Genomic DNA, 26282 nt, shown 5'->3' on the forward strand with positions numbered 1-26282 from the left:
ACTATGAAGGCCATGCCGCTTATTGCTGTGTATCTAACCGCATTATTGTGTTCTCCGAATATCAGTGCAGAAATCTATAAATGGGTAGATGATGATGGAAAAGTACACTTTGGTGAAAAGAATACAAGTGGGTCGACTAATGGTGAGTCGGTTAAGGTAAATGATAAGTATTCGGTCACTAGAGTCACAAAAAAACAACCAATTCCGTATTCCAATGGCAGTCCTAGTAGAACACTAGTATTAAGCGAAGTAACCCTTGATATCCCCGAAGCCAATTTGAGAAATGTTTTGATGGGAAGAGTGGTGTGTGGGAACCCTGTAGATATATTCTGGACTCAAGGTGATCTTAAATTTGATCGTCACGAAATCGGTATTCAGTTTGTGAAAACTATGGAAGAAAATGGTTATATGGCAAGAATAGGAGATCCGGTTCGTGAGGAAGGTGAGCTAGAAGTCGTCGCAAAATTTAAAAAAGTGTTTATTAATCGGTGTGTGAAGGATGCCTCGAGAAAGTTATCTCAAAATAGCACTTATTTGAATATTGAATGGACATTAATTGATCCTCTAGCTACAGAAGAAGGAAAGACGTTTAACTCGAAGGGGTCGCATCATGGTATCGATGCTCCGGCGGTTGTTAATGGACAAGCTATAAGCTTTGATAGCGCGTTAGATGTAGCCGTAAAAAATTTATTGTCAGACCAATTTTTCGTTGACGAGGTCGGGTCCATGGATGATGTGACTATCAGCGAAAAGGAATTAGAATCGAACAGCCTCTCGCTCAATCTATCTTATGCCGGAAAGCTTGGTTCATTCAAGAAAAATGTTGAAAGTTTAAAAGAGCGCACTGTTGTCGTTAAAACAACTGGTGGTCACGGTAGTGGAGTAGTTATCGCTAAGGGGGGGTATGTTCTAACGAATGCACATGTGGTTGGAGATGAAAATAGTGTCACAATTGGAATAGGTAGCAAGTCCCTAAGGGCAGAGCTTGTAAAGAAAAACGAAGCAAGGGACGTTGCTCTATTAAAAATTGAACCAAGCTCTTCTCTCTCTTCTGTTGAAATTAGCCAAGAGCGAGTTTCAGAGGGTGATCAGCTTTATGTAATAGGTACACCACTGGATGTGAGTCTTAGTCACACAGTAACATCCGGCGTAATGTCTGCAGAGCGGCGCATGAGAGGAATGAAATTCATCCAAACAGATGCCGCGATTAATCCTGGTAATTCAGGTGGTCCAGTTTTTAATAACAAGGGCCATCTTGTTGCAATTGCAGTGTCTTCATTGATGACGAGAGAAGGAGCTTCTCTCAATATTAATTATCTTATTCCGATTGATGATGCTCTTAAAAGACTCAACATCAAGGATATTTCTAATGTGAATTCTGCAAGTACGTTTGTGCGTGGAATGGTTGAGCCAGGCGGTTCGGTTGATACTCAAAATAAGTCAGTATATGAAAGCATATTTGATTGGTTGGACACGCCGGTATTTCAATTGCTTTAGCGTAAATAATTGGAGACAGCCACGTAAAGATGAATTGACTGTTTTGTCGCATGTGGCGCAAGTATATAAATACGGCCGCTATTAATTATATGCGAACTTGCGTGCTGCACGACTTCTAACGTTCGGAGTGGAACGATAGTTGTCCGGGTAGTTTCGTAAAATAAATAAGAAGCATGTCTTAACTAAGAATTAAAAGAGTGTTGGTGGTAGTCTGGTGTGTGATCTAGTGTAGATTCGAGTTAATTCCGAACTAATTGGTCGGGATGATATGTAATCTATCCTGTCGGATTTTAAGTTTTCTAGAATTACTTCGAGGTTTGTTGGTATCTGCCATAGTGATAATCAGAATCACATTTTTGCAATGTATGCAGTAATCATTGTTTTGAGGTCCTTATAATTAAATATTTTATTGTTCTTTTATTCATATTGCCTGTTGCTGCCTTTGGTGGCACACAAATCAGGGTGTTTAGTTCTTCATCTCAAACATTTTATGGTGGTATGGGGCAAGTGCTTGGTGGTCCGATTCTCCTGCATTGTGCGGTGTTGATCTCGCTAACAATTGTTGGGGACACTCTATAGGTTATGTTAAAGAAAATACTCCTGGGGCAACAGTAATATACAGCACACTTTTTTTGAGCGAATCATGCAAGGTTTATATCAATCGTGATAACAATATGCGGTAACGTTGTTATAAGTGTTGATTTCTAACACCAACGTTACTTGAGAAATAATTACTCGGATATAAGCTCAGCAACAAAATCAAACTTGTCTGCGCGGTGGTAGGAGCAGGTGTATTCAATCGGGTGGTTATTTTGGTTGTAGGTGATCCGTCTAATATAGAGCGCCGGTGCGCCTTCTTCAGTTTGCAGGTGCGCGGCTTGTTCTGCGTTCAGGGCGCAGGCGGTGGTTCGTTGCAAGGCGCGCGAGGGTTTATGTCCTGCCTTTTGTAATGCGGCATAGATGGAATCAGATACGGACTCCAGCGAGGGTAATACCTCAGGAGGTATACTTGAGACTTCAATCGCAACCGGTTGATTATCTGCAAATCTTAAACGCGTGTAGCGATACACGGATTCTCCCTGTAGCCCCAACGAAAATACTTCCTCAGCCGTAGGTTGGCCGGCATAACGTTCGATCATGCGTGCACTGGGGGTTGCCCCCCGTTGACGCATATCTTCCGAGAAACCTTTCAAAGAACAAAAGGAGCGGGGCAATTCGCTGTTTTCAGGCTCGGTAGAGGCTTTGGGGGCAGAAATAAAGGTGCCTGACCCCCGAACTTTTCGACAAAATCCATCTTTTTCAAGGCGTTCAATGCTTTTTCTTACGGTGACTCTTGATACACCAAGACGCTCGGCGACGGCGCGCTCGGAGGGAAGGCTATCGCCGTCAGCGATCAATCCCTCATCGATGGCGCTTCTCAGGCACTGGTCTATCTGGATGTAAAGTGGCGTGGGAAGGTCGTCGTTTAGCCTGCTTTTTAGTACATCAAGGATGCGGTTGTCTGTGCTCAATTCTACCTTCGCCTTTATTTAACTTTTGTGAATATATAATACCAATTTCTTGCAAGTGGTATTATTTAGCTGCCAATTGGTTATTCTGCATTGGATGATTGGTATGTAGTACCACTTAGAGGCAACGTTTTTGCTAAGTTCTTTAAGAAGAGCACATTTTAATGGGATCGATAAAAGTCTCAAATACATTATTTCAGGTAATGATGTTCCTTGAATATGCCATATGGGGGGCCTGGTATGTCACCCTAGGGGCATATTTGGGGCAGACACTCCAGTTTACGGGAACACAAATTGGTCTGGTATATGGTGCATTTGCTGTGGCTGCGATGATTTCCCCCATTTTAATTGGTACGGTCGCGGACTACCTGCTTCCAGCAAAAAAAGTTCTGGCAATACTGCATTTGATCGGTGTGCTGTTATTGGTATTCATTGCTAACCAAGATGAATACACCGGGGTTTACGCCTTAGTACTAATCTATGCCCTCTGCTATATGCCAACCATTGCGCTGACTAATTCCATTACGATGGAACACTTACCAAACCCTGAATCAGAGTTTCCCAGGATTCGTGTGTTGGGTACCGTGGGTTGGATAGCGATAGGGTGGGTCGTCTCGACATTGAAGTTGGAAGTAACGCACTACCCCATGTATATCGCGGCCGGGTTATCCTGCTTAATGGTGGTTGTCAGTGTATTTTTGCCCGAGGCTAAAGCCCGCAAAACCCACACTCAATTACCACCTCTTGGCAAAATGCTGGGCCTCGATGCCCTTAGTTTGTTGAAGGATCGGGCATTTTTAGTCTTGATGCTTTGCTCGCTCGCAACATCGATTCCTCTGTCTTTTTATTACGGCTTTACCAACTTGTTTATGAATGACTCAGGCATTGAATATGCCGCAGCCAAGATGACTTTGGGGCAAGTGTCTGAAATTGTATGTATGTTGCTTCTCCCTTTCTTTTTCCGAAGGTGGGGAGCCAAGTACGTAATACTGGTTGCGATTCTTGCTTGGGCGGCCAGATATCTCTTTTTCGCTTTCTCTGCAGAGGCGTTTTATCCGTGGATGTTGATGGGGATTCTGCTGCATGGCATTTGTTACGATTTCTTTTTTGTTGCGTCTCAAATATATGTCAACAACTATGCTCCGAAACACCTGATTAATTCTGCCCAAGGTTTATTGACGCAAATGACCTATGGCGTGGGTATGTTTTTGGGGACGTTATTATCGGGCATTGTGGTTTCTCACTTCTCAACAGATGCAGGTTATGACTGGCAAGCCATTTGGCTTGTTCCGGCTTGTATATCCATTGTTGTCGCACTGTTTTTCTGGAAGTTCTTTTTACAGCAGCAAGAAAATATCGATTAATAAAAAATACAATCGACCAGTATATTTCTATAGGTGGTATATGAAAGATTTGAATGTTCTTGTCGTGGGATGCGGCAATATGGGGGCGTCTCATAGCCGTGCTTACAAAAACCTAGCTGGGTTTAATCTTATAGGGTTGGTGTCTCGTGGTGCAGAATCGCGTGAAAAATTATCTCAAGAGCTTGGTGGCATTCCTTCATTTAACTCTTTTGATGAAGCCTTATTGCAGACCACACCTGACGTTGTGTCGATTAATACTTACCCCGATACACATGCTGAGTATGTTCGGAAAAGTCTCAACGCAGGGGCGCATGTATTTGTTGAAAAACCGCTTGCTGAAACCGTCGAAGAAGCAGAAGAACTTGTTGCTTTAGCAAAAGCTAAAAATAGAAAACTGGTGGTTGGGTACATTTTGCGTGTGCACCCGGCATGGACACTGTTTGTTGAGCAAGCGCAGACTCTGGGCAAACCTCTGGTTATGCGCATGAATCTAAATCAACAAAGTGATGGCGCGCAATGGCAAACCCACAAGCAGTTAATGAAAAGTGTATCGCCCATTGTCGATTGTGGCGTTCATTATCTGGATATTATGTGCTTAATGACCAAAGCCAAACCTGTTTTGGTGAATGCAGTGGGGGCGCGTTTAAGCAATGAAATTGACAAGCAAATGTACAACTATGCACAGCTTCAAGTAACTTTTGATGACGGTTCGGTTGGTTGGTACGAAGCGGGTTGGGGGCCGATGATGAGTGAAACCGCTTTCTTTATTAAAGATGTTATCGGTCCTAACGGCAGCGTCAGTATTGTGGATGAGAATAAAGGTGAATCACAGGATATAGACGGTCATACGCAAACCGGTGCTTTACGAGTTCACTATAGCGAACTTGATAGTGCGGGTAATTTTTCAAGGAAAGATCAATTCATTGATACCAGTAGCGAGCCTGACCATGACGAGCTCTGCAGTTTAGAACAGCAGTATTTATTGCGAGCGATACGGGAAGATTTGGATTTAAGTGAACATATGTACGATGCGGTGAATAGTTTACGAATTGTTTTGGCAGCAGATAAAGCGCTTCGTACCGGCACAACGGTACATCTATAAGAAGGCGTCATGCTGTTATTTGTTTGTATTTTAAAGTAAGAAAAATCATAAATATTAGGGTGATGGTATGTTTTTGAGGTTTTTTGCGTTTTTATTTGTATTTTTGGCTAATGTTGCTTTAGCAAAATCGGAGAGTGTAGAAGTGGTTAATATTATTCCCAAGCCGAATAAAATTAAAACGTTGGATGGGTATTTCCACATTAAGTGGTCAACAGGTATTTACATACGTAGTGAAGTCGAGAGGGGTGTGGCAGATTATTTGGCGTCCATACTCAGACCTTCGACAGGTTTTCCTTTGGTTATCACCACTCAAAAGGAGGCGGATACGCGTTATATTGAGTTGTCATTGAGTGATGATGTTAAGGAAGACGAGGGGTATCGCTTATCTGTAACCGAATCGGACATCAAAATCTCAGCTAAAACTCCGAATGGGTTGTTTTATGGGGTGCAGAGTTTAAGACAACTTCTTCCAGAGAAAATCGAAGAGAGGCATCCGGTGAATTATATCTCTTGGCGTGTGCCTGCTGTTGAGATTGAGGATGCACCAGATTTTGGTTATAGAGGAATGCATCTCGATGTATCCCGGCATTTTTTCCCAAAGGAATTTGTCAAAAAGTATATTGACCTGATTGCGCTACACAAAATGAATACTTTTCACTGGCATTTAACGGACGATCAGGGATGGCGGATTGAAATCAAAAAGTACCCTCTATTGACCGAAGTGGGCTCCAGGCGGGATAAAACAGTAGTGGGTTTTACGTTGGATCGTAATGCCCTCTACGACAATACGCCGCATGAAGGTTTTTATACTCAGGATGACATTCGAGAAATCGTCGCCTATGCCAAAGAGCGGCATATTGATGTGATCCCTGAAATTGATGTTCCTGGGCACGCATCGGCCATGTTGGCGGCGTATCCGCATCTTGCCTGTGTGGAGAAAGAGTTTGAAGTTAAAGATCGTTTTGGCATTTTTCTCCAAACATTATGCCCGACAGAAGAAACGTTTGAGTTTTTGGATGGGGTATTAAGTGAAGTCGCCGAATTATTTCCTGTGGAATATATCCATATTGGTGGTGACGAAGCACAAAAAACGCAGTGGCAGAACTGTCCGCAATGCGAAAAGGTGATGAAGAGGGAAAAACTTGAAAATTATGATGACTTGCAAGCGTATTTTGTTCGAAGGGTGGAAAAAATTGCCCAGAAATACGGCAAGCAAATCATAGGTTGGGATGAAGTGTTGGAAGGTGGTGTGGCGCACAGTGCTGTCATTATGTCCTGGCGGGGTGCTGAAGGCGGAATTGAGGCCGCGAACAAAGGCCGCAATGTTATTATGGCTGAACAAAAATACTTGTATTTCAATATGTATCAATCTGAATCGCAAGATGAGCCTATGGCGCCGCGAACAGTTCTAGATATAAAAGATGTTTATCACTATCAAGTGATACCAGAAGAACTGGATCAATTACAAAGAAAACATATTTTGGGTGCGCAAGGCCATTTGTGGACGGAATACGTTAAAACGCCTGCTCATGCGGAGTATATGGTTGCGCCGAGAATGAGTGCTTTGGCGGAAGTATTGTGGACGTCGGAAGCCAATCGGAACTGGCCAGACTTCGTTGGCAGAATGGATGGTTTTTTCGAGCGCTTAGATACGTTGAATATTAATGCATCTAAAAGCATCTACAATGTTTCCGGAGAGGTTATGTCTCATCCAGGGAAAGGTTTCGATGTTGCTCTTAATTCTGAAGGGTTAAACCACAGAATTTTGTATACGTTAGATGGTAGCAAGCCGAATGCTCATTCTAAAGTCTACAGTAAGCCACTACGCCTAAATAAATCGGCCACAGTGAGAGCCGTAGCGCAGAATAAAACCACAGGCGAGCTGTATGGTGACTATCGTCAGAGTTTGGTCAAGCACAAAGCATTTGGCAAAACTGTGTTCATTGCAGGTGAAAAAAGCGAAGGAATACACGTTCTAACCGATGGCATAGTCAAACATGACAGCATCTATCACTCTGGTTACTGGCATGGGTTCTACGGTGAAAGCATTGATGTGGCTATTGACTTGGAAAAAGTAACCAGTGTTGAAAAAGTTGAACTGGGTGTAGATGCGGGCTTGTATCGACAACTCTTTCCACCTCAAGAGCTTGAGGTGCTGGTATCCACTGATAATAATGAATGGAAAAAGGTCGCCCATCTATATGAAGCTGAGATTGATGATCAAGGAAACCTTATCTCCATAGAGTTCAATGCGGTTAATGCCCGGTATGTTCGCGTAGTCGGTGTAAATAAGCGATTGGCAATGAGTGCCGAACGAGAGAAACTGGAACCAGTTCCAGTGAGTTTTGATGAAATTCGAGTTTTTTAATTTTTAACCTTCCCCTGTCTCCAAGGATGGAGTAATTTATAGTTCGTTATTTTTCAGAGAAATAAATTCACCGTGCTTATCAATACGCGTTAACGTATAGAGAAGGAAGGAATTATCAATGATTTGTAGTGACTCAGACTTGATCTGACAGTTACCCATTTTTTGAGGGTGTCTGTTAGGTTAGATTTGAGTTAAATTCTTATCAGCCCAAATCAATTTACCATCAAGCAAAGTTTCCATTGGCGTTCTGCCGGAGCACTTCTTCCCTTGATGAGTTCGTTCATTGTTATAGTAATCTAGCCAATCGTCCAGGTCTTTTTGCAACTCCTCCAGCGTTGAGTACAATTTTTTACGGAAAGTAACTTGGTAAAACTCATTTAGGATCGTTTTATGGAAACGCTCACAGATTCCATTGGTCTGCGGTGACATGGCTTTTGTCTTGGTGTGATCAATATCATTTATGGCAAGATAAAGCTGGTAATCATGCTGCTCCACGCGACCACAGTACTCAGTGCCTCAATCTGTCAAGATACGTAGCACAGGAAGCTCTTGCTGCACGAAGAATGGAAGCACTTTGTCGTTGAGAGTATCTGCCGCAGTGATTGGTGTTTTGGTTGTATAGAGCTTGCAGAAGGCTACCTTGCTGTAGGTGTCTACAAAAGTTTGCTGGTAAATACGACCTACGCCTTTAAGGTTACCGACATAGAATGTGTCTTGAGAAGCAAGATAACCTGGGTGATCGGTTTCTACTTCACCGCTAGCTTCATCATCGTTCTTTTTCTTCTCCAGGGCTGCAATTTGGTCATCAGATGAGATAATGCCTTCATTCGTAACCTTCTCTTCTAAAGTTTTAAGTCGCTTTTTAAAGTTTTCCAAGTCATGACGCACCCAGATAGAACGAACACCACTACCAGACACAAATATACCTTTCTTACGTAACTCATTACTGGTTCGAGCTTGGCCGTGAGCCGGTTGCTCAATCGCATAGGTGACTACAGCTTGCTCTGTATCTGGATCGACGCGATTTTTAATATTGGGGGTTTTACGGTTCTTACTAATCAAGGCATCAACACCGCCTTCATCAACAAGCTCTTGATAACGATAAAACGTATCTCGTGACACGCCCATCACTTTACAGGCTTTCGATACATTGCCTAGCTCTTCGGCAAGATTGAGCAAACCGGCTTTGTGTTTAATGATTGGATTGTTAGTATGTAGCATAGAGAGTTACCTTTTGTTTTGAAATATAAAGATTCGACACCTTTATCAAAACGGGTAACTCTCTTCTTTTCAAGAGGATGTGTCAGATCTGGTCTGAACTTTTACAAATGATTGTATAGATATGTCTATAAATTAGTTTTCTTTTCTTTTCTTTTCTTTTCTTTTTTCCTCACAAATTTTCTACCTTCTGATCTTGGGATGTTGGTCTTACGTTCAATAATGTGCTGCCTAAAATATCAGACTGTACCAGTCTGTTTTGGTATTTCTTAGGAAAGCTTTATTGCTCGGCTTAATTATTGAGCAATAAAAAGAGTTTCTATTTGGTTCTTATACCAATTGATTGGTTTAACGTACGTGTGAAAATTTCAAGAGCTGGCTTTTTGCTATTAATAGGGGGAACCCCAAAAGGTTCCACATCAAAATATTTAAAAAAACTTCTTAACTTTTTTATGCCCACTGTTACTTAGTTAGTAAATATCAAAACTTCCACAAAAAACCAGCTGAAAAGTATGTTTTTTGGGCTTTTTGCTTAGATTACGACCGTCATTAATTAGGAGTTACGGCAATGGTTGCTGTTATAACAGGCGCAGGTTTAGGTTTATTGGATTCTTCAGTAACTCAGTCCCGTGGGGCTGGAGTAGTTGGTGATGGTTCCCTTGGCCGCTCTGATGGTATTGCATATGTAAATCTCGCAACAGGGAATTTAGTTTTGCAGGTTTCAGAGCAGACCTTGTCTGGCAGTGGTGCTGACATCAATATGTTGCGCACATACAACTCTAAAGGTGAAACAACTGATGGAGATAGTGATCGCTGGCGCTGGATGGGTGAAAAACGTGTTGTACTTTATGGTAATGCTCAAGAAGCTGGTAGCAGTTTGGTTTTGACATCCGGCGACGGGCACGAATCCACTTACCATTGGAGCGCAGTTGCTGGGGCCTATGTTTCTGATGATACTGCAACTGCTGATAAAATAGTTCTTGCAGAAGTTCCAACAAGTGGTGGCGGAGATAGCGGCTCAGGAAGTTCTCCTCAGGTCGCATGGTCACAAGATTTTAGTGTCGATAGTTCAGGTTTAACCTCATTGACTGGTAATTTCTCCGTCGCTGATGGACGTTTGAGTGTAACTCGTTATCCCGATAGTCATTGGGATGTGTACGAGCATAAAATTGAAGGTGAGAGAGTATACCCATTTGGGGACTATAAAGCTTTTTCTGCATCTATAACACTTGATGCTGGTGCAGTTTGGGGGACAGAAGGTGAAATAGGTTTCGGTGCAACCAATTCGGCAGCTACCGCTGCTGATAAAAGATTCCATTCAGTTGTCTTCGAAGGCGGAAGAGCTTACGCCCGTATGAACAACATATACGGCTACCCAACCAACGTGGACTTAGGTGCAGTCCAGCTAGGAAAAACCTACCAAGTTGACGTTGAGTTACATGCTGCGGGATCAACACTGTATGTATATGAACTTGGAACAGATAGATCTTCCGGGTATAGCCATACCCATACTGATACAGATTGGCTTGACGCTAAAACATATCTTTTCTCAAATCAGCGTGGAGTAACTGGTCATTTCGAAATTATTCAGGAGCTAGATAGCTTACCCGATTCTTCCACAGGCACTGGCTCCAGCTCTGGTAGTCAAACCGGTGGCAGTACAACTGTTGACATACCCTTATCCAATCACCCAGGTACTCTCTGGGCGCAAGACTTTACTTCTAACAGCGCGGGCTTGACTGCGCCTGAGGGGTCGTTCCAGGTTGTTGATGGCCACTTAGCTGTGACGCGCCACCCCGATAACAACTGGGATACTGGCGATTTCAATATGTTGGGAGAAAGAACTTATCAGTTCGCTGATAGTATGCTCTTTACATCACAGGTTACGATAGACGCAAATGCCGTATGGGGTACAGCTGGCGAATTAGCGTTTGGTGCTCAGAATACGGCAACTGTTCGCGATCAGATGCGTGCTCACTCAGCGGTATTTGAAGGCGGGAAAGTTTATTCTCGAGCAAGCGATGTATATGGATACGGTATTGCTAGAGAGATCGGGACAGTTGAAGTCGGTAAAACCTATCAGGTTGAAGTAGAGTTACATGCAGGGGGATCCACTCTGTATGTGTATGAGCTAGGTTTAGATAGATCACAGGGATTTACCTATCACGATGCTCGTACTGATTGGGGAGACGCGCGTACCCATATTTACTATAGTCAAAGGGGGGTAACAGGGCATTTTGACAATATTCAGGAGATAGACCCTTCGATAACAACCCCCACTGATGGAACCGGGCAAGGTTCAACTACCACTGTGGTTGGTGATCAATTTGAATGGATCTGGACTGATGGCGAAACCAGAACTGAAGAGCGGTATAGCGGTGGTTCTGGTTGGATTCAATCGTCAAGAGATTTATCTGGAAATGGTTTTGATTATACCTTTGATGGAGATAGACTCACTCAGGTTACTGATGTAGTCACAGGGCAAAAAACGGAACTAGTGTACGGTATCGACAACCGCTTATCGGAGTTAAAAACAACCAATAGCGGAGGCGCAAGTGTTCGTCAGGTAGCTTACTTCTATGATTCCCTTGGTCGTTTATCGCAAGTAAAAACAGATTTAACCCTCGATAACTCCCTGACCGATGTCGACTCTGCGGGGCGAGATAACGTTTTTACGACTACCTATACTTATGACGGTGACTCATCCCGAGTTCAAACGATCACCCAAAGTGATCACTATCACGCGAATACTGGGCCTCGCTCAACTGATGCCAGCGTACGTTACGAATATGCGTTATTAGATGGCAGCTACAAGGTCGTGAAGGCAGTAGACCAGAATGGAATTGTGGAATTCGATTACACGGCAACAACCACTGCGGTACGAAAGGTAACTGGTACTGGTGTTGTGCTTGAATCGAGTACGCACACCATTGACGAGTTTGATCGGGTCATCTCTATTGAAACCATTTCTAATAGCACTATACATCCTTCTGGTGATCCGGCGCGTAGACAACATGTTGCCTATGAGTACTTGGATAATAAAGGGGTTGATGAAGATAAGGTAACTCGGGTAGTTGTTTCTGTCATAAGGGCGGGGACATCTGGTGCACTAGATACGGTGACTGATACCCGTTTTGAGTATGTAGAAGGGCGCTTGGTAAAAGAGTGGGATGCCTTGGGTAACACTGTTGCTTATGGGTATGACGATCATAATCAGCTTACCAGTATTACCCGCTATGAAATTGCCTCATTAACGGCACCTTCTGGGGCTGAAACAGATCGTTTAATATACGATATCGCTGGTAATCTTCGTTTTACGGTAAGTGCAGAAGGGAATGTCACTGAGCAGCGCTACACCGCTGCGGGGTTAGTGGAATGGTCAATAAAATACGCTGGTGCTGGCTACACAGTTGGTACCGCAGCACCGACCTTGGTTGAACTGACGACATGGGCTGAAGCTCAAGGTCTCTCTCAGGCGGAAGTTACGTATTTTCACTACGATAACCTCGGAAACTTGGATAAGAAAGTTGAAGGTGTAGACAGTATCACCACTTCCGGTGACCCCATATACGGTGCTGGAGCTGCTGTTAGTGAATACATATACAGTGAGTATGGAGAGCTTCTGCAAACGATTAGTTTGACTGGAGCGGCGCGTACAGAGCGCACCACCCTGGAATCCAGCGAATACGATGGAATGGGACGTGTCAAAAGTGCCATGGTAAATGGCATTACCACTTCTACTACATTTAACTCTAATACCATAACGATAGAAAACGCCCAAACCGGTGTCGTGTCGGTCAGTACCTTTGACGGTCGTGGTCGGTTAATTAATATTAGTCAAACCGGGGGCGATCAAACTCGCGAAACCAAGTACGTTTATAACGAAGCCGGTCGTCTGGCCATGACGGAGAATGCAGAAGGGGAGCGCAGCTACACCTTCTATGATGGCATTGGACGTGTTACGCATTCCGTGAATTCCGCAGGGGAAGTGGTTGAATATCGGTACGATATCATGGGCGGTGAAAGTCCACTCATATCTAGAGAAATCCATCATGAGGCACGAGTGGATACCTCTGGTTGGTTTGTGAATGGTCAAGTCGTACCAACAAAAATTGAAACCCCCTATATCACCAATAAAGATCGAAACCTTTGGAAGGATTATGACGGTGCGGGGCGTCTTTATCGAACTAGAGAAGTATATAGTCCCAAGGTGGGCGTTGTGGCCAAGGCGGTTGAGCACGAATATGATGGTGCCGGCCGTATTATTAAAACAACTGAAGGTGATAGGGTTACCCGTTTCTTCTACGATGATGATGGTCGTTTAGTAGGTACTCAGAATGCGAAAGGTATTGTTACCCAAAACCACTACGATAATGCAGGGCGTTTGATCGGTACCACTCAATATAGCCAGGAAATGCCCTTTACGGAAACAGATTTCCAGACTTTGATCAATGCACATGCTTCTCAATTGGAACGGCTGCATACCTTCAACTATTACGATAACCAAGGCCGACTTGTCGGAACTCTCGACTCTCAAGGCTTCTTAACTGAAACCGTATACAATGCTGCACAGAGAAAAACAGAAATCAAGCGGTATCACAACCATGTGCCTGACGCCACTACAATTACTTTAAGCAGCACCCTGGCAGATGTGAAGGCTGTGGTGGGAACTGAACATGATCTCACGGTATCTTACTATGATACCTATGGAAGAATTGATTCCACCGTTACAAGCGACGGTACTGTTTCTCGGAACTATTACGACGATGCTGGAAGGATAGTAAGGGCTGTTAATGCCGAAGGAACCACAGATCAAACTGCGGTAAGGACGCGGTACAATGCCTTTGGTGAGATTACAGGGGTGGTTTTAGGAGAGGGTGAAGTTACGTTAACAGGTATACCCACGGATGCTCAAATTAATGCTGCTATTGACCAGTTTGGTACCAAGTATCGGTACGACGGTATGGGCAGAAAAATCGAAGAGATCGGGCCAAATGGGCAAAAAAGTCTGTTTTACTACAACAATGAAGGCCGATTGACCTATGTAGTCAACGCATTGGGCGAAGCCAGTAAAACCACCTATAACAGTTTTGGTCAAGTCGAAACCGTTCAGGTTCTCACAACAGCAATCAGCAATATGACAGGGCTAGTAGGTGGAGATATCACTACTGACCTGATAACTCGGTTTAATGCTGCCGCGGCCGTTACACCGGTTATGGAAACCCATCAGCAATACAATAAAATCGGTTTAGTCACCAAAAGCACAGATGCTCTCGGGTTGGAAACTGACTATTTCTATAACCGCTATGGTGAGCTGGAACATCTGGATACGCCAACAGGCACAGGCACAGAAAAAGCGAGAACTACCTATAGCTATGATGCACTAGGTAATAATACTTATGTATACCGCTACCTAAACAGCACCGACAGCGTTTTTAATCGAAATTACTTTGATGGATTTAATCGTCTGTATCGCACAGACGATGAAAATAATCATCAAATACATTATGACTTTACAGAAAAAGGGCGAAAAATCACCGTCACGGATTCGCTTGGGCGTACAAGTACTACGGTCACTGATTTCAAAGGGCGCCAGCTAGAAGTCACTGATGCGTTAGGTAAGATTACAAGCTATAACTATGATGATGTAAACCGCGTTATTACCGTTACTACACCAGAAAATGTGACCTTGACTACTTGGCAAACACGTACAGGCCAAACGTTAAAGGTACGGGACGGTGAAGGTAATGAAATCCACTACAGTTATACCAAAGACGGCCAAATCAAAACCGTTACCGATGCTGCTGGCAACATAACAACAAATAATTACGATAATAGTGGTCGTCTTCATCAAGTTATTGATGCCGAAAACAGAGTCGTGGAATTTGGCTACGATGCAGCCAACCGTTTAATCGACAAAACTGTTGATCCTTCCGGGCTGGCGTTAAAAACCCATTACACTCTTGATGCTCTTGGTCGTCAGGTAGATATTTATGAAGCCTATGAAACTACCGATGTTCGTCATACCAGAGTAAGTTATGATGCGGCCGGTAGGATTGATCAACAAATTATTGAACCTGAAACGGGAGGCTTGCAGCTTAGTACTAAATTCTACTATGACAATGCAGGTAACCTAATCCGAACAGAGCAGGGTACATTAGCGGAGCAAACCCAGAAAGTTACAGAGTATCAATATGACCAGCTAGGCAGAAAAACCAAAGAAATTCTTGATCCTGGCACAGGTAAGCTAAACATTACTACAGAGTATCGCTACGATAATGCGGGCAATATTACTCGTGTTATCAATGCTAAAAACCAGAGTACCTGGTTTATCTACAACGATGCTAATCAGCAAGTCTATACGATTAATGCTCTAGGTGAAGTTACAAAGCAAGAGTATGACAGTAAAGGCCGAGTTTCGCGCAGCATCCAATACTCTAACAAAGTTTCGACGACGGGCTTCGGTGATATGCTCACCGAAACCAGCTCAGGTGTGGGTGCAGCCGGAAGTGAGGTTCGGGAAACTCTTTATGTTTATGATGATAGTGATAACAAGCGATTCACCCTCACTCTTACCAGTAACAATGAATATGTTGCCTCCGAAAATATATTCGATAAAAACGGAAACGTTATTGAGTCCAGGCGATACGATAAAAACCTTACATCTGCGCAAATAACTGGAGCACAAGCAGGAACTTCAATAGAAGCCAGTCGAATCACTGAGCAGGAAATTATCTCGGCACTCCAAGCTGCTGGTTTAACTGACACCGCGTGGGGTAATTCAACAACTAACTTAGGCGATACGCGTCAAACCCATTTCATATTTGATAATGTTAACCGCCTTAAGTACACAGTTGATCCAGAAGGGAATATCGCCAAAACAGAATATGATAAAACTGGCAAAGTCACTAAGACCTTACGTTTTGGTCATGATCTGAATTTATCCCAAATTGCAGGTTCAAACTTATTGGCGGGTATAGACGCCGCGATTCAAGCAAACGCTGCTCTGGAAACGAATGCGCAAACAAGTCGTGTGGTCTACGACAATGCTAATCGGGTTCGTTACTCATTTAGCCCAGCGGGTGCTCTTACAGAAAATATTTACGATGCTTTGGGTAATATTGTTCGCCGGGTGGAGTACAACAATACAATTTCTGTTTCCACTTATACGGAACAAACCGTGAACGCTGCAATTACCACAGCAGTGCGAGATTCAAGTCAAAACCGCAATACTTATTTTGTTTACGATGATGCTGGAAGGCAGACACACTCAGTTAATGGTCAGGGAGAGGTTCGAAGCTCCAGCTACGATGCTTTAGGCCGTGTAATAAGTCAAACTGCGTACTTCAATAAATTAACCAGCACTCAGCTAAATTCATTAAAAACAACCGGTCAGATTACTGGCCTAACTGCATCTAACAACGATCGCACAACTGAATACGTATTTGATGCAATTGGGCAAACTCGGTTTACCATAAACAGTGAGGGTGGTTTATCTGAAACAAACTACGATGCTCATGGGAACGTTACCAGAATAACGCAGTACTACAACAGACCTAACCTTTCGTCGGTTGCCAGAACGGAAGCAGGCATAGAAACTGTACTTACTTCAGCCATCACTTCTGATTCTCGAAACCGTGAGCAGTTCTTCCTGTATAACCAACTGGACCAACAAACTCATATCATTAATGCAGCTGGCGAAGCGATTAGGAAAGAGTACAACCAGTTTGGTGAAGTAATAAAAGAGACTCGTTACGCTTCTGCTCTTGCAGCAAACAAAATAGTCTCCTTGAAATCGAGCGGTAGCCTTGTTACTTCTGACTTCATAGTTTCTTCTAATGACCAAATTACAGAGTACTTGTACGATCGTATCGGTAGACAAGTCTTTTCAATTAAAAACAATCAGCGTTTAACGGAAACTCGTTACGATGCTGTGGGTAATGTCACAGAAACACGTCAGTTTGCTGTACTAGTGGGAGGGGCCGATGCCAATGCCAGTACCATTACCAGCGGTGACTTGGCGGCCACGGCTCGAACACGGGCAGCATTTGAAACTGTGCGGGGTAATCATAAAGTTGGTGACGGCGTTACTCGTGGTGAAAGCTATCAGTATGACAAAGCTGGTCGGCTTGCCTTTATTACCGATGCAAAAGGCGCTGTGACTGAGAAGAACTACAATGCTTTCGGTAATTTGGTTCACGAAAACAGCTATGGCTACGAACTGGGAACGCTTACCCGAAAAGCGTCCGCAGATCGCCACAGCTACTTTGTATACGATGCGCAAAACCGTCTGACGCATTCTGTCGATGGACTGGGTAATATCACCAAAGTGGAATACACCACGTTTGGTCAGGTACATAAATCCACTCAATATGCGACAGCACTGAACGATGCACAAATCGCAACGCTACAAACAACAAATACTCTGCCATCCACACCGACTACCTCTGCCAATGATCGCTTTGACGGTTATGTTTACGACAAAGCTGGTCGTGTGACGGCGAAATACGACGCGGCTGGAAGTTATGTTGAAAGTCGCTACAACGGCTTAGGGGATCTGGTTGAGACAATTGCTTATGCGAACCTCACGACTCACCCTTCCTCAGGGGAACCATCACCTGCACCGACTGCTTCGCAATACGATCGAATCAGTAAAAATTATTACGATGCTCTGGGGCGGGCGCACTTTAAGGTAAATGCCGAAGGCTATGTAACTGAAAATGTCTATGACACATTCGGCAATCTCACCAAGGCCATATCTTACGTGAGCAAACCCGAGTCAGGGACACTTTTGGCATCGCGAATTGCCGGCACCAGTAGTGCAGACCCAGTTATCAATGACAGTGACCGATTTATTGAATATCGCTATGATCTAAACAATCGTGTCACTGATGAACTTACAGCCGCAGAATTCATAGCTGATCCGCTTAATACTAGTGTAGGCACCCCTCTTAAAGGTCAGGTCAAGAAGCACATCGAATACGATGCGTTTGGGCAGATAAAGTCAGTAACTGAGGGGTTAATTGAGCGGGCTGGTCTCGCTGATATAAGCGCCTATTCAAGATTCACACAATACGACTATGACGTTTTGGGGAATCAAACCAAAACCACATTGGCCGGTGAATATGACACGGCAACGAAAAAAATCATTAAGAACCACACTGCAACCAGCTTTGAGAGAACTGTCGAAGTTTCCTATGACGCTTTCGGTAATGCCATACGCAACAAAATTCGTATCGGTAATTCCGGTAATGTTAACAATGACTATGTATATCAATACAAGGTCTACGATGTTCTGGGCAGAGAAATCTACGATATCGATGCTATTGGTAAGGTTTCGCAAACGGTTTATGACGCTTTAGATAATGCTCGTAAAATTATTCGATTTGAAAAAGGTTTGATTTCGGATGCGCAGATAGCAGCAGGTTCCTATGTATTTCCTACTAGCATCTCTAAAGAGAACATAGATTCCGCAAACCTGGGCGCAGGATATTCTCGAACTGTCATCCAAGATTTTGACGTGCTTGGCAGAGTAACTAAAGTCACTATGCCGCAAGTATTTGATAACCTCGCAACGTCAACACGCTCAAATCCAACCACGGTTACGGAATACAATACTTTTGGTGATATTGTTAAACAGTCAGTACTTTTGAAAGATGGTGCGACGGAAGCAACGCAAAAATGGGCGCATAGCTACAGTTATTACGATCGTGCCGGTAGGGTTACCTTACTTGTCGATCCCATGAAATACGGTCGAAAAACTGAATATAACGCGTTTGGTGAAGAAGAAAGTATTCGCGAATATGCGGCGGCGTATACAGGAAATATCACACTAAATACACCGCCGAGCTATACAGAAACCAATCTTGGTATCAGCAGTTCAATAGGTTATGACCGTGTCACTTATCTGAAATACGACAAACTTGGACGTCTAGCAGAAACAGCCTTGAGTAACGTTCAGTGGATAGATCAAATTCAGGACCCTTCTATTACTCAAGCTGGAACTTGGTCTGAGCTTAAATCGGCTAACGATGCACTTGATCAGAAAAAAGTAGTCTCCATTAACACGTATAATGCCTTCAACGAATTAAGTGCTACGCAAAATGGTAACGACGATGTTGAAGAAATCCGCTATAACAGATTAGGCCTTCAAACCGAGACGATTAAAGCGACGCAAAAGGTCGCCAGTCAAGAGGTTTATATATCCCGAGGTCACGCTAATAATCAAGTTGACCCTTTTAGAGGTCAAGTCAACGCAAATCTAGTCACAACCGTCGAATACGATGTATTCAACAACGCAGTCAAACAAACTCGAGGAGGCTCTAGCGGTCGTGGTGCCCAACTGGTTTTCGTTACAGAATTTGACCATGGTGGTAATGTAGTAAAAAGCTACGACGCAATGAACCAAGCCACTCAATATGAGTTAGATGTAAACGGTAGGGTTATTCGTCAGTATAAAGGTGCAGCAGCCAATGATGGTGTTGTATATAACCAAACTATTGAACAGCGTTTTAAATTCGATAAACTTGGTCGTCAATACATGTCAGTTGATGTATATGACGGTGGAACCAACCAGACAGGCTCTAGAAAAATCTACAATGCTTTTGGCGAAGTTGTTCACGAAGAAAAGATTTGGGGCGCAGCAAATCAAGGCGAAGCAGCACTAACTTCGGCCAAAGTAGCTTCCTATACATACGATGATGCTGGCCGAGTTGAAACAAAAACCAATGGTGAAGGCATAACGACTTATCGCTATGACTTAGCGGGCAGTGTTGTTAGACAAATTGTCTCGGAACGAGTGCCCTCCGGTGCACCAGCGGCACCGAGAGAAACAATCAACGAGTTGGATTTGCTTGGTAGAACAATTAAGCAAACACTTCCCCAATTTGATGCTACTAACGCGGACTTCTCTTCTAACCCTGGAGCCCGTCCTGAAATTAGCCAAACATTCGATCGCTGGGGGAAAGTTCTTAGTAATACCGATGCATTGGGCAATACAACTGAATTCCGTTATGACCATGAAGGGCGTGTAGTTCGAGAGATCTCTGCATCTGCGAGCAATGTTCGTGGAAACGATGGACTGGTTACTTCCATTGAGATTAAGGAGTTCCAGTACGATATCCTTGGCCGAGCAGGAATTGAAAAAATCTCGGCCACAGATAAGATAAAAGTTGGAGGAAATGAGCCTCCTGCAACAGACCCCTATGGTGTAACTGTGCCAGATGCGCCTGCCAGTGAGTTGACTCAGAATGTAACTCACGAGCGCAGTCGTTTCAAATTCTACGATACCGCTGGCAATATCACTCGTACGACAGATTCTACGTACATGATGACTGATTATGCCTACGATATACACGGTAACCGGGTCGGTCGACGCACAGGTATAGGCGATGTTACTGTCTGGGAATATAACGAAAGAGGGCAGGTTGTCGCTGACAAGTTACTCAAGCAGGAACTAGCCTGGGAATATGACGATCCCGTCTATGGCACACAAACAGGTATCTCGGAGGCTAGATACAATGGGTTGGATACCTCTCAGATAGCTCGGGGGTATCACCTATCAAACTCATATGACTACGACACAGCGGGAAGAAAGTACGCCGAAGGCAATGCTGTTGGCGACAGAGAATTTTTTATCTCTGATGAGCGAGATAACGTAGTGAAATACTACGATTATTTTGGTCAGTTTAGCCAAACTGCTGCGAATGATCGTCCAACCAATACATATTCATACGACCAATTTGGTAACAAAACTTTTAGCGGTAGCACAGCAGATGTTATTGAATATGTACGCTACCAATATGGCACACAAACAACCACAAGCTGGGTGAATGATGAAAGTGTTGCGAACAAAGCCTATAGAAACGAATTGCAACATGATGGGACATACAATTTCATATCTGTAGATTCCCTGCCATACGGCGCTTCCTCTCCAGCGCCAGAAGGCGGGATTGCCAAATATGAATCTGTAAAAGTACAGACGGGGACTCAAAACACGCCTAATCAACTCAATAGTGAAAGCGTTAAACACTACGAGTATGCAACAGTTAATCATGAGGAAATCACTGGCTGGACTGTTACCGACACAGCGCAAAGGGGGAGTATTGAAAGAACCGGAGTGCGTGATGTTGAAGTGGAGTCTGGTACTACCAAGGTGTATGACTTCCCATATGGTGCAGCATGGTATACCCCCGATACAAAACTAGTCCAGTCTACAACGCCAACTAGCTGGGTTGAAACGCCCACAGCTGAACATGCACTAAGTGAACCGATATATCGCCCGAAAGATGTGCTTGTAGGGTATACAGCTCCCACTGAACAACAAACACCTGGCAGCGTAGAAGCGGGTTATATCACCAAGCAAGTTCCTCGTCAGGTGGAAGTTGTGGATCAATACGGGGGTATTTCCTACGTCATTGTTTATGATGACGTTCAGGTCATGACCTACAAAACCCCTATTTATGAAACCCGGGATGTTATTGATGGTTACAACACGCCCGTCTTTGGTATGGTTGAGGTGCCAGATGGGTACATCATTCCAACCTATACCACTGTGCAGCAAGAATACACCTACTACGATACGCCAACATATCATCAATGGACAACGCAAGAGCTTCAGTGGGACGGTACCTGGGATACACCAACCTATGTAAATGAAGATGTGTTGACTGGCTATGATGTACCGAACATGGTTGAAGTTCAGGTGGAGTATATTCGTGATTACACTACGCCAGTTTACGAATACCGCTGGGAGGATGCCGTTGCTCAAGTTGGTGATAAGTGGACATACAGTGAACTGGATTACGAAGTCGGTCGTTTGGACACGCGGGAATACATTATCGGTACCTCAACTAAGACAACCGGTCCTATCCCCACGGAAATTATCGACTATGAATACAACGGTTTTGGGCAGTTAAAAGCTGAAATATTACGTAGCCAGCCCAACACCAAAGTAGAGTACAGTTACTTCAACAATGGCTTATTAAAATCAAAATCAGACACCCAGTGGGATAGCGCTTCAAGTAATCGAACATTGGTGTCTAGCTATGAGTATGACCTTTCTGGGAAGCGGAAAGTCGAAACTCATTCAACCATCGACACGCGGCAAGTGGACGTCTATGACTGGACGTATTCCAGTGAGCGGTATTTCGGTGTAGTGGGTAAGGAAACACGTCGTTTTGAGTACGACCTTACAACAAAATACAGTTACGATGAGCGTGGTAGGTTGACTGAAGTTCAGTCACCAGGCTCGAGTTTCATCGCAGGCACAGTAACCAAAACCAGCACTAACCTTGAGTACCTCAAGTATAACTATGATGTCTGGGGCAACCGTGCTCGTATATCGGCCAGATACGCTCCAACAGGCGGTACGACCCGTTCGACAACTCAAAAGTTCGCTTATGATGTTGAGGGTCGCCGATTGGCGGACGATGAAGTCAGTCGCTACGAATACGATGCTGCAGGTCGCATTAGCTTCAGAGAAGTTCGCAAAAATGGCTCCGAAACCCAGCTCTTTGACGAAAGATACATTTACAACGATTTTGGCTTAGTGGAAGAAGTCATCGCGACTGAGTTCAATCGCAGTAATGCGGGTTGGGCAGAAGGTGAAACTTACCAGAAAGAGCATTACACCTACGATGCCCGAGGGTTTAAAAAGTACACACGCATAAATACAACTCCTGCCACCCCAGGAGGAAACGCTATTCCGGACATGACCATCCAGACGACCTATCGTAAGGATGGGAAAGTTATGTCCCAAATAACCAAAAAGGGCATTATTACATTAAGTAACCTCACGAATTACCGGTATTCTGATACCGGTCAGCTGTTGAGTTATGACTATGGTAATTACACCGACTCAGGGCGGTTGGATTTTACTCGAAGCTACCGTTATAGCTACATGTACACCTTTGCTGGTTCTAAGAATCACTCTATTAGAGTGACTTCTGACCGCAATACGGGCAGTTTATCGGAATCTCAGGGACAAACCATCAACACCTATGATCACCGTGGACGACTTGTCTCGGCTGTTATCAACGAGGCAGATGGAAATGATACCGGTAAGGGAAGGAAGTATTTTTCATACAATGCGGAAGGTATGATCAATGCCTCGTACTATGACCCATTTAGAGGAGATTCGGAAACCCAAACCTATTTCTACTCCCAGGGCAATGTGCTCGCTGATATCGGTAGCAAAGGCGCCAATATTTCGCCACTGAAAGGCTTGCATAAAGGGGGAGATGTTCCAGGCTCCTACACCATACGCACAGGCGAAACCCTGGCGAGTATTGCACAATCCATTTTTGGAGACAGCTCTCTTTGGTATGTCATAGCCGAAGCCAACGGCTTGGCTATGGCACCGACAGACAAGTTTGCTGCGGACCAAGCCGGACGAACTCTGGATATTCCGAATACCCACCAAGGTATTAAGAACGATTCCACTACATTTAAACCCTATAACCCATCAGAGATTATTGGTGATTTAACCCCGTCACCGGATATCCATATCAAGAAACCAAAATCGAACATGATCGCCATTGTGGTGATGGTGGTCGTGGCGATTGTGCTTACCGTCGTAACTATGGGAGCACTAGGGCCAATATTAGCTACCGCGATGGGCCCACTGCTTGGTGCCATGGCCACCGGGTTTGTGGCCGGGGTGGTGAGTAGCTTAGGTAGCCAGTTAGTGGGTATGGCGCTCGGCGTCACAGATGGTATTAACTTTAAGCAGGCCTTAGCGTCAGGTCTGGCTGGGGCCATGACCGCTGGTGTAGGTCAAGCCCTCAATTCTGTAAATACCGGGTTACTTGCAGCAGATGCAGTTCGTGGGGCCGTAACGGGTGCAACTTCGGTTGCCGCCAATGCCTTGGCAAACTCCATGGTTGGTTTGGATTCGGGCTTCAGCTGGAAAGCGGTCGCGGCGGGCGCGATTGCTGGTGCGGCGACCTCCAGTATAAACATCAAAGTTGGCAACCAAGGCAAAGCGGTTGGTCGTTTCGGCAGTCGTTTTGCCAACGGGTTTGCTAAATCCGCTGTCGGAGCAGCTACAAGGCGTGCGGTCGGTTTGGATAAGGACAAAGACGTAGGCGAAGCATTGGTCGATGTCTTTGGCAATGCGCTGGGTGAAGGCTTGGTCGGTGCATTCCAGCTGGATACGAAGTCCGCAGCTTGGGGGAATAAAAAAGCACAAGAGTGGAACGCCGAAAAGTACAAGCAAAATGTGGTACTTCCAGCTAAGGAGAGGGAAGAGGCTGCTAAACGGCGAGAAGAAGCAAAGCTTGGCAAGAACCTAACTCGAGAGTTTGGTGCACCCAAGATCGATCAAGAAGAGTTCGAAAGAAAGGTAATGGAGCCGTTCAATAAAAAGATTGGACAGAAAATCGAAGACGATATTGCTTCCGCTGGTTCCGAGAAGAGGACCGCGGTTAATGATAGTATCGACGCCGAAATGGCTGCATCAGAGGATAGTCGAAACAGAACCCGAATGTACGATGGACTCAAATCTACCGCTGAAGAAAGTACTCGGAGGGATAGTTATGATGCAAAACTTCAGCGGAATGAGCAGGCACTGCGAGCCCAAGTGGATGGAATAAGAGAAGACCGGCGACGCTTTAATCATGAGGTGAACCAAATAGCTGTTCGTTCCAATCTGCGCTTGAAAGAAACATTGTCCGGCGTTGGTACAAGCTTTTCCCAAGAGGTACAGTCGTTAGACGATTACAACGTGTGGCGAGAACCACAAATCAAAGCGCATGAAGCCAAGTTCGGTGCCCGTAGGGATATGGGGGACATTTGGGGAGAGTTATCTGACATTGGTGACTTTATGGCAGGTGGGTTCGTCCAGGCAACTCGGGACAGTCTTTCTGGTATGATAACGCTTTCGCAGGCACTTTCGCCTGTAGGTTTAACTCAATTACTTAATGGAAATGATTATGGGCAAAAATTCAGCGGTTTCTTTGATGAAGTAGTCTTTTCTCTTGCCGGAGATGAGCCTTCGCCGTTTACGGCAGGTTATAAAGACAAGGATATGGCTTTAGCGGTTGAAATTGTTTCAGTGGCATCACCGAAGAGCTTAGTCGATGCCGGTACATGGGCGGCTCGAAAAGGCTTTAAGTATGCCGATGAAATTGGTTCCATATTACGTACGGGGGCAGATGAATTAGCAAGAGCGGGCAAAAAAGCATTTGTTGAAGCAGTTGAAAAGGGGCAAAGTTTAGCGGGGAAAGTTCTAAACAAAGGGGCTAACAAAACATTTGCAAGAAATGCAGATGATTTGCTTGATATTCGAGGTCAGGGGTTGGTTTTTGATGATTCTGCCAGATTAGCGAAACTTCAAACAGCGTTTAAAAATCGGTTTGACGCAGAAGTAAGATTTGTAGGCGATGAAGTTTCCTTTGGAATGATCGATGAGTTATCGGGTGTTATTAAGTTGAATCCGAAAACAGCTACCTTTGATGTCCTCGCTCATGAAGTGTCACATGTTAACTTTTCGCGGGTTATGGGTAAGTGGAAAACGGGAACTGAGCTATCCCCGTTTGAGCTAAATTTGATGGAGTCAGTTGGTTATTATAATAATGTCAGAAAAGCTATTAACTCTGGTTATTCTCCAGCTGCTGCATTTGATGAATTTGGCGTGGGTGCAATATTTGCCCAGCCAGCAGTTCAAGCGCTTAAGAGTGGTTCTCCTAAAGTTCTAAGCTCATATACAAAGGCCGTTGACTACTACGGAGCAGATTTTATTGAATCAGCTCTTAGGTTTGGCGGCAGAGGTTTAAGTCCAAATAAGAAGTTGCCATGAATACAATAGAACTGTTTAACCCTAGAGAGGAAGAGCTTTTAAAGCTTGAAAAGAATCAGCTAGATACTTATTTGACAGAAAATAACTTGTCTTGTGAGAAACTTAATAGAAAGTCATCTTATGTCGTTTTCGACAAAGGCTACGTGGAGGTTTTAGAAAAAATTAAAAAAGGAGATGCGAAGTTAATTAGGGCATTTAAAGGCGTAGAATCGTTGTGCAATGAAATTGTGGATTCCCTAAATGATTCAGAGATAGTTGTTTTTGAAGCATCAAAGATGACGATGAGAAACTTTTATACTTTGTCAGGCTTTGTGTCTGTTATGGAAGATGTTGCTAATCGACTACAGAAAGGGAAGGTTTGTTTACCTCCTGGCTGTTATGGAGCAAAAATTTTATTTGCTGTTTGTCGTTAGTTTGATCAAAGCCC

The 26282-nt window shown here is 44.2% G+C and carries 7 protein-coding genes and 1 pseudogene; 6 read left to right on the forward strand and 2 right to left on the reverse strand.

Annotated elements, in window-relative coordinates; translation table 11 throughout:
- Positions 1-3 precede the first annotated feature (3 nt).
- Positions 4-1497, forward strand: coding sequence for a trypsin-like peptidase domain-containing protein (locus P5V12_RS09005; protein ID WP_316957020.1), 1494 nt, complete (start codon positions 4-6; stop codon positions 1495-1497).
- A 731-nt stretch (positions 1498-2228) separates the two neighbouring features.
- Here the strand turns inward: P5V12_RS09005 and P5V12_RS09010 are convergent.
- On the reverse strand, positions 2229-3008 hold the full coding sequence (locus tag P5V12_RS09010; RefSeq protein ID WP_316957021.1) for a GntR family transcriptional regulator: 780 nt from the start codon (positions 3006-3008) through the stop codon (positions 2229-2231).
- A gap of 161 nt (positions 3009-3169) precedes the next feature.
- Here P5V12_RS09010 and P5V12_RS09015 point away from each other — a divergent pair, with 161 nt between their 5' ends.
- The 3 genes from P5V12_RS09015 to P5V12_RS09025 all read left to right on the forward strand — a co-directional run bounded on the left by P5V12_RS09015 (position 3170) and on the right by P5V12_RS09025 (position 7839).
- A complete protein-coding gene (locus P5V12_RS09015; RefSeq protein WP_316957022.1) occupies positions 3170-4369 on the forward strand; it encodes an MFS transporter in 1200 nt (399 codons plus the stop codon).
- 40 nt (positions 4370-4409) lie between these two features.
- The gene (locus tag P5V12_RS09020) at positions 4410-5471 is read left to right on the forward strand and encodes a Gfo/Idh/MocA family oxidoreductase (RefSeq protein WP_316957023.1); all 1062 of its coding nucleotides are present in this window, start codon (positions 4410-4412) and stop codon (positions 5469-5471) included.
- Positions 5472-5538: 67 nt separating this feature from the next.
- On the forward strand, positions 5539-7839 hold the full coding sequence (locus P5V12_RS09025; protein WP_316957024.1) for a glycoside hydrolase family 20 protein: 2301 nt from the start codon (positions 5539-5541) through the stop codon (positions 7837-7839).
- A 180-nt stretch (positions 7840-8019) separates the two neighbouring features.
- Here P5V12_RS09025 and P5V12_RS09030 read toward each other — a convergent pair.
- Positions 8020-9060, reverse strand: a pseudogene (locus tag P5V12_RS09030) (IS481 family transposase).
- Positions 9061-9625: 565 nt separating this feature from the next.
- Here P5V12_RS09030 and P5V12_RS09035 point away from each other — a divergent pair.
- Positions 9626-25855 (forward strand): hypothetical protein, encoded by a 16230-nt coding sequence (locus tag P5V12_RS09035; RefSeq protein ID WP_316957025.1) that lies wholly within the window; start codon positions 9626-9628, stop codon positions 25853-25855.
- Positions 25852-26268 carry a hypothetical protein gene (locus P5V12_RS09040; RefSeq protein ID WP_316957026.1) on the forward strand — a complete coding sequence of 139 codons (417 nt, stop codon included), beginning with the start codon at positions 25852-25854 and terminating at the stop codon, positions 26266-26268. The genes P5V12_RS09035 and P5V12_RS09040 overlap by 4 nt, the downstream gene beginning before the upstream one ends.
- The last annotated feature ends 14 nt before the right edge of the window (positions 26269-26282 follow it).

Source organism: Teredinibacter sp. KSP-S5-2 (assembly GCF_032773895.1).
GTDB lineage: Bacteria > Pseudomonadota > Gammaproteobacteria > Pseudomonadales > Cellvibrionaceae.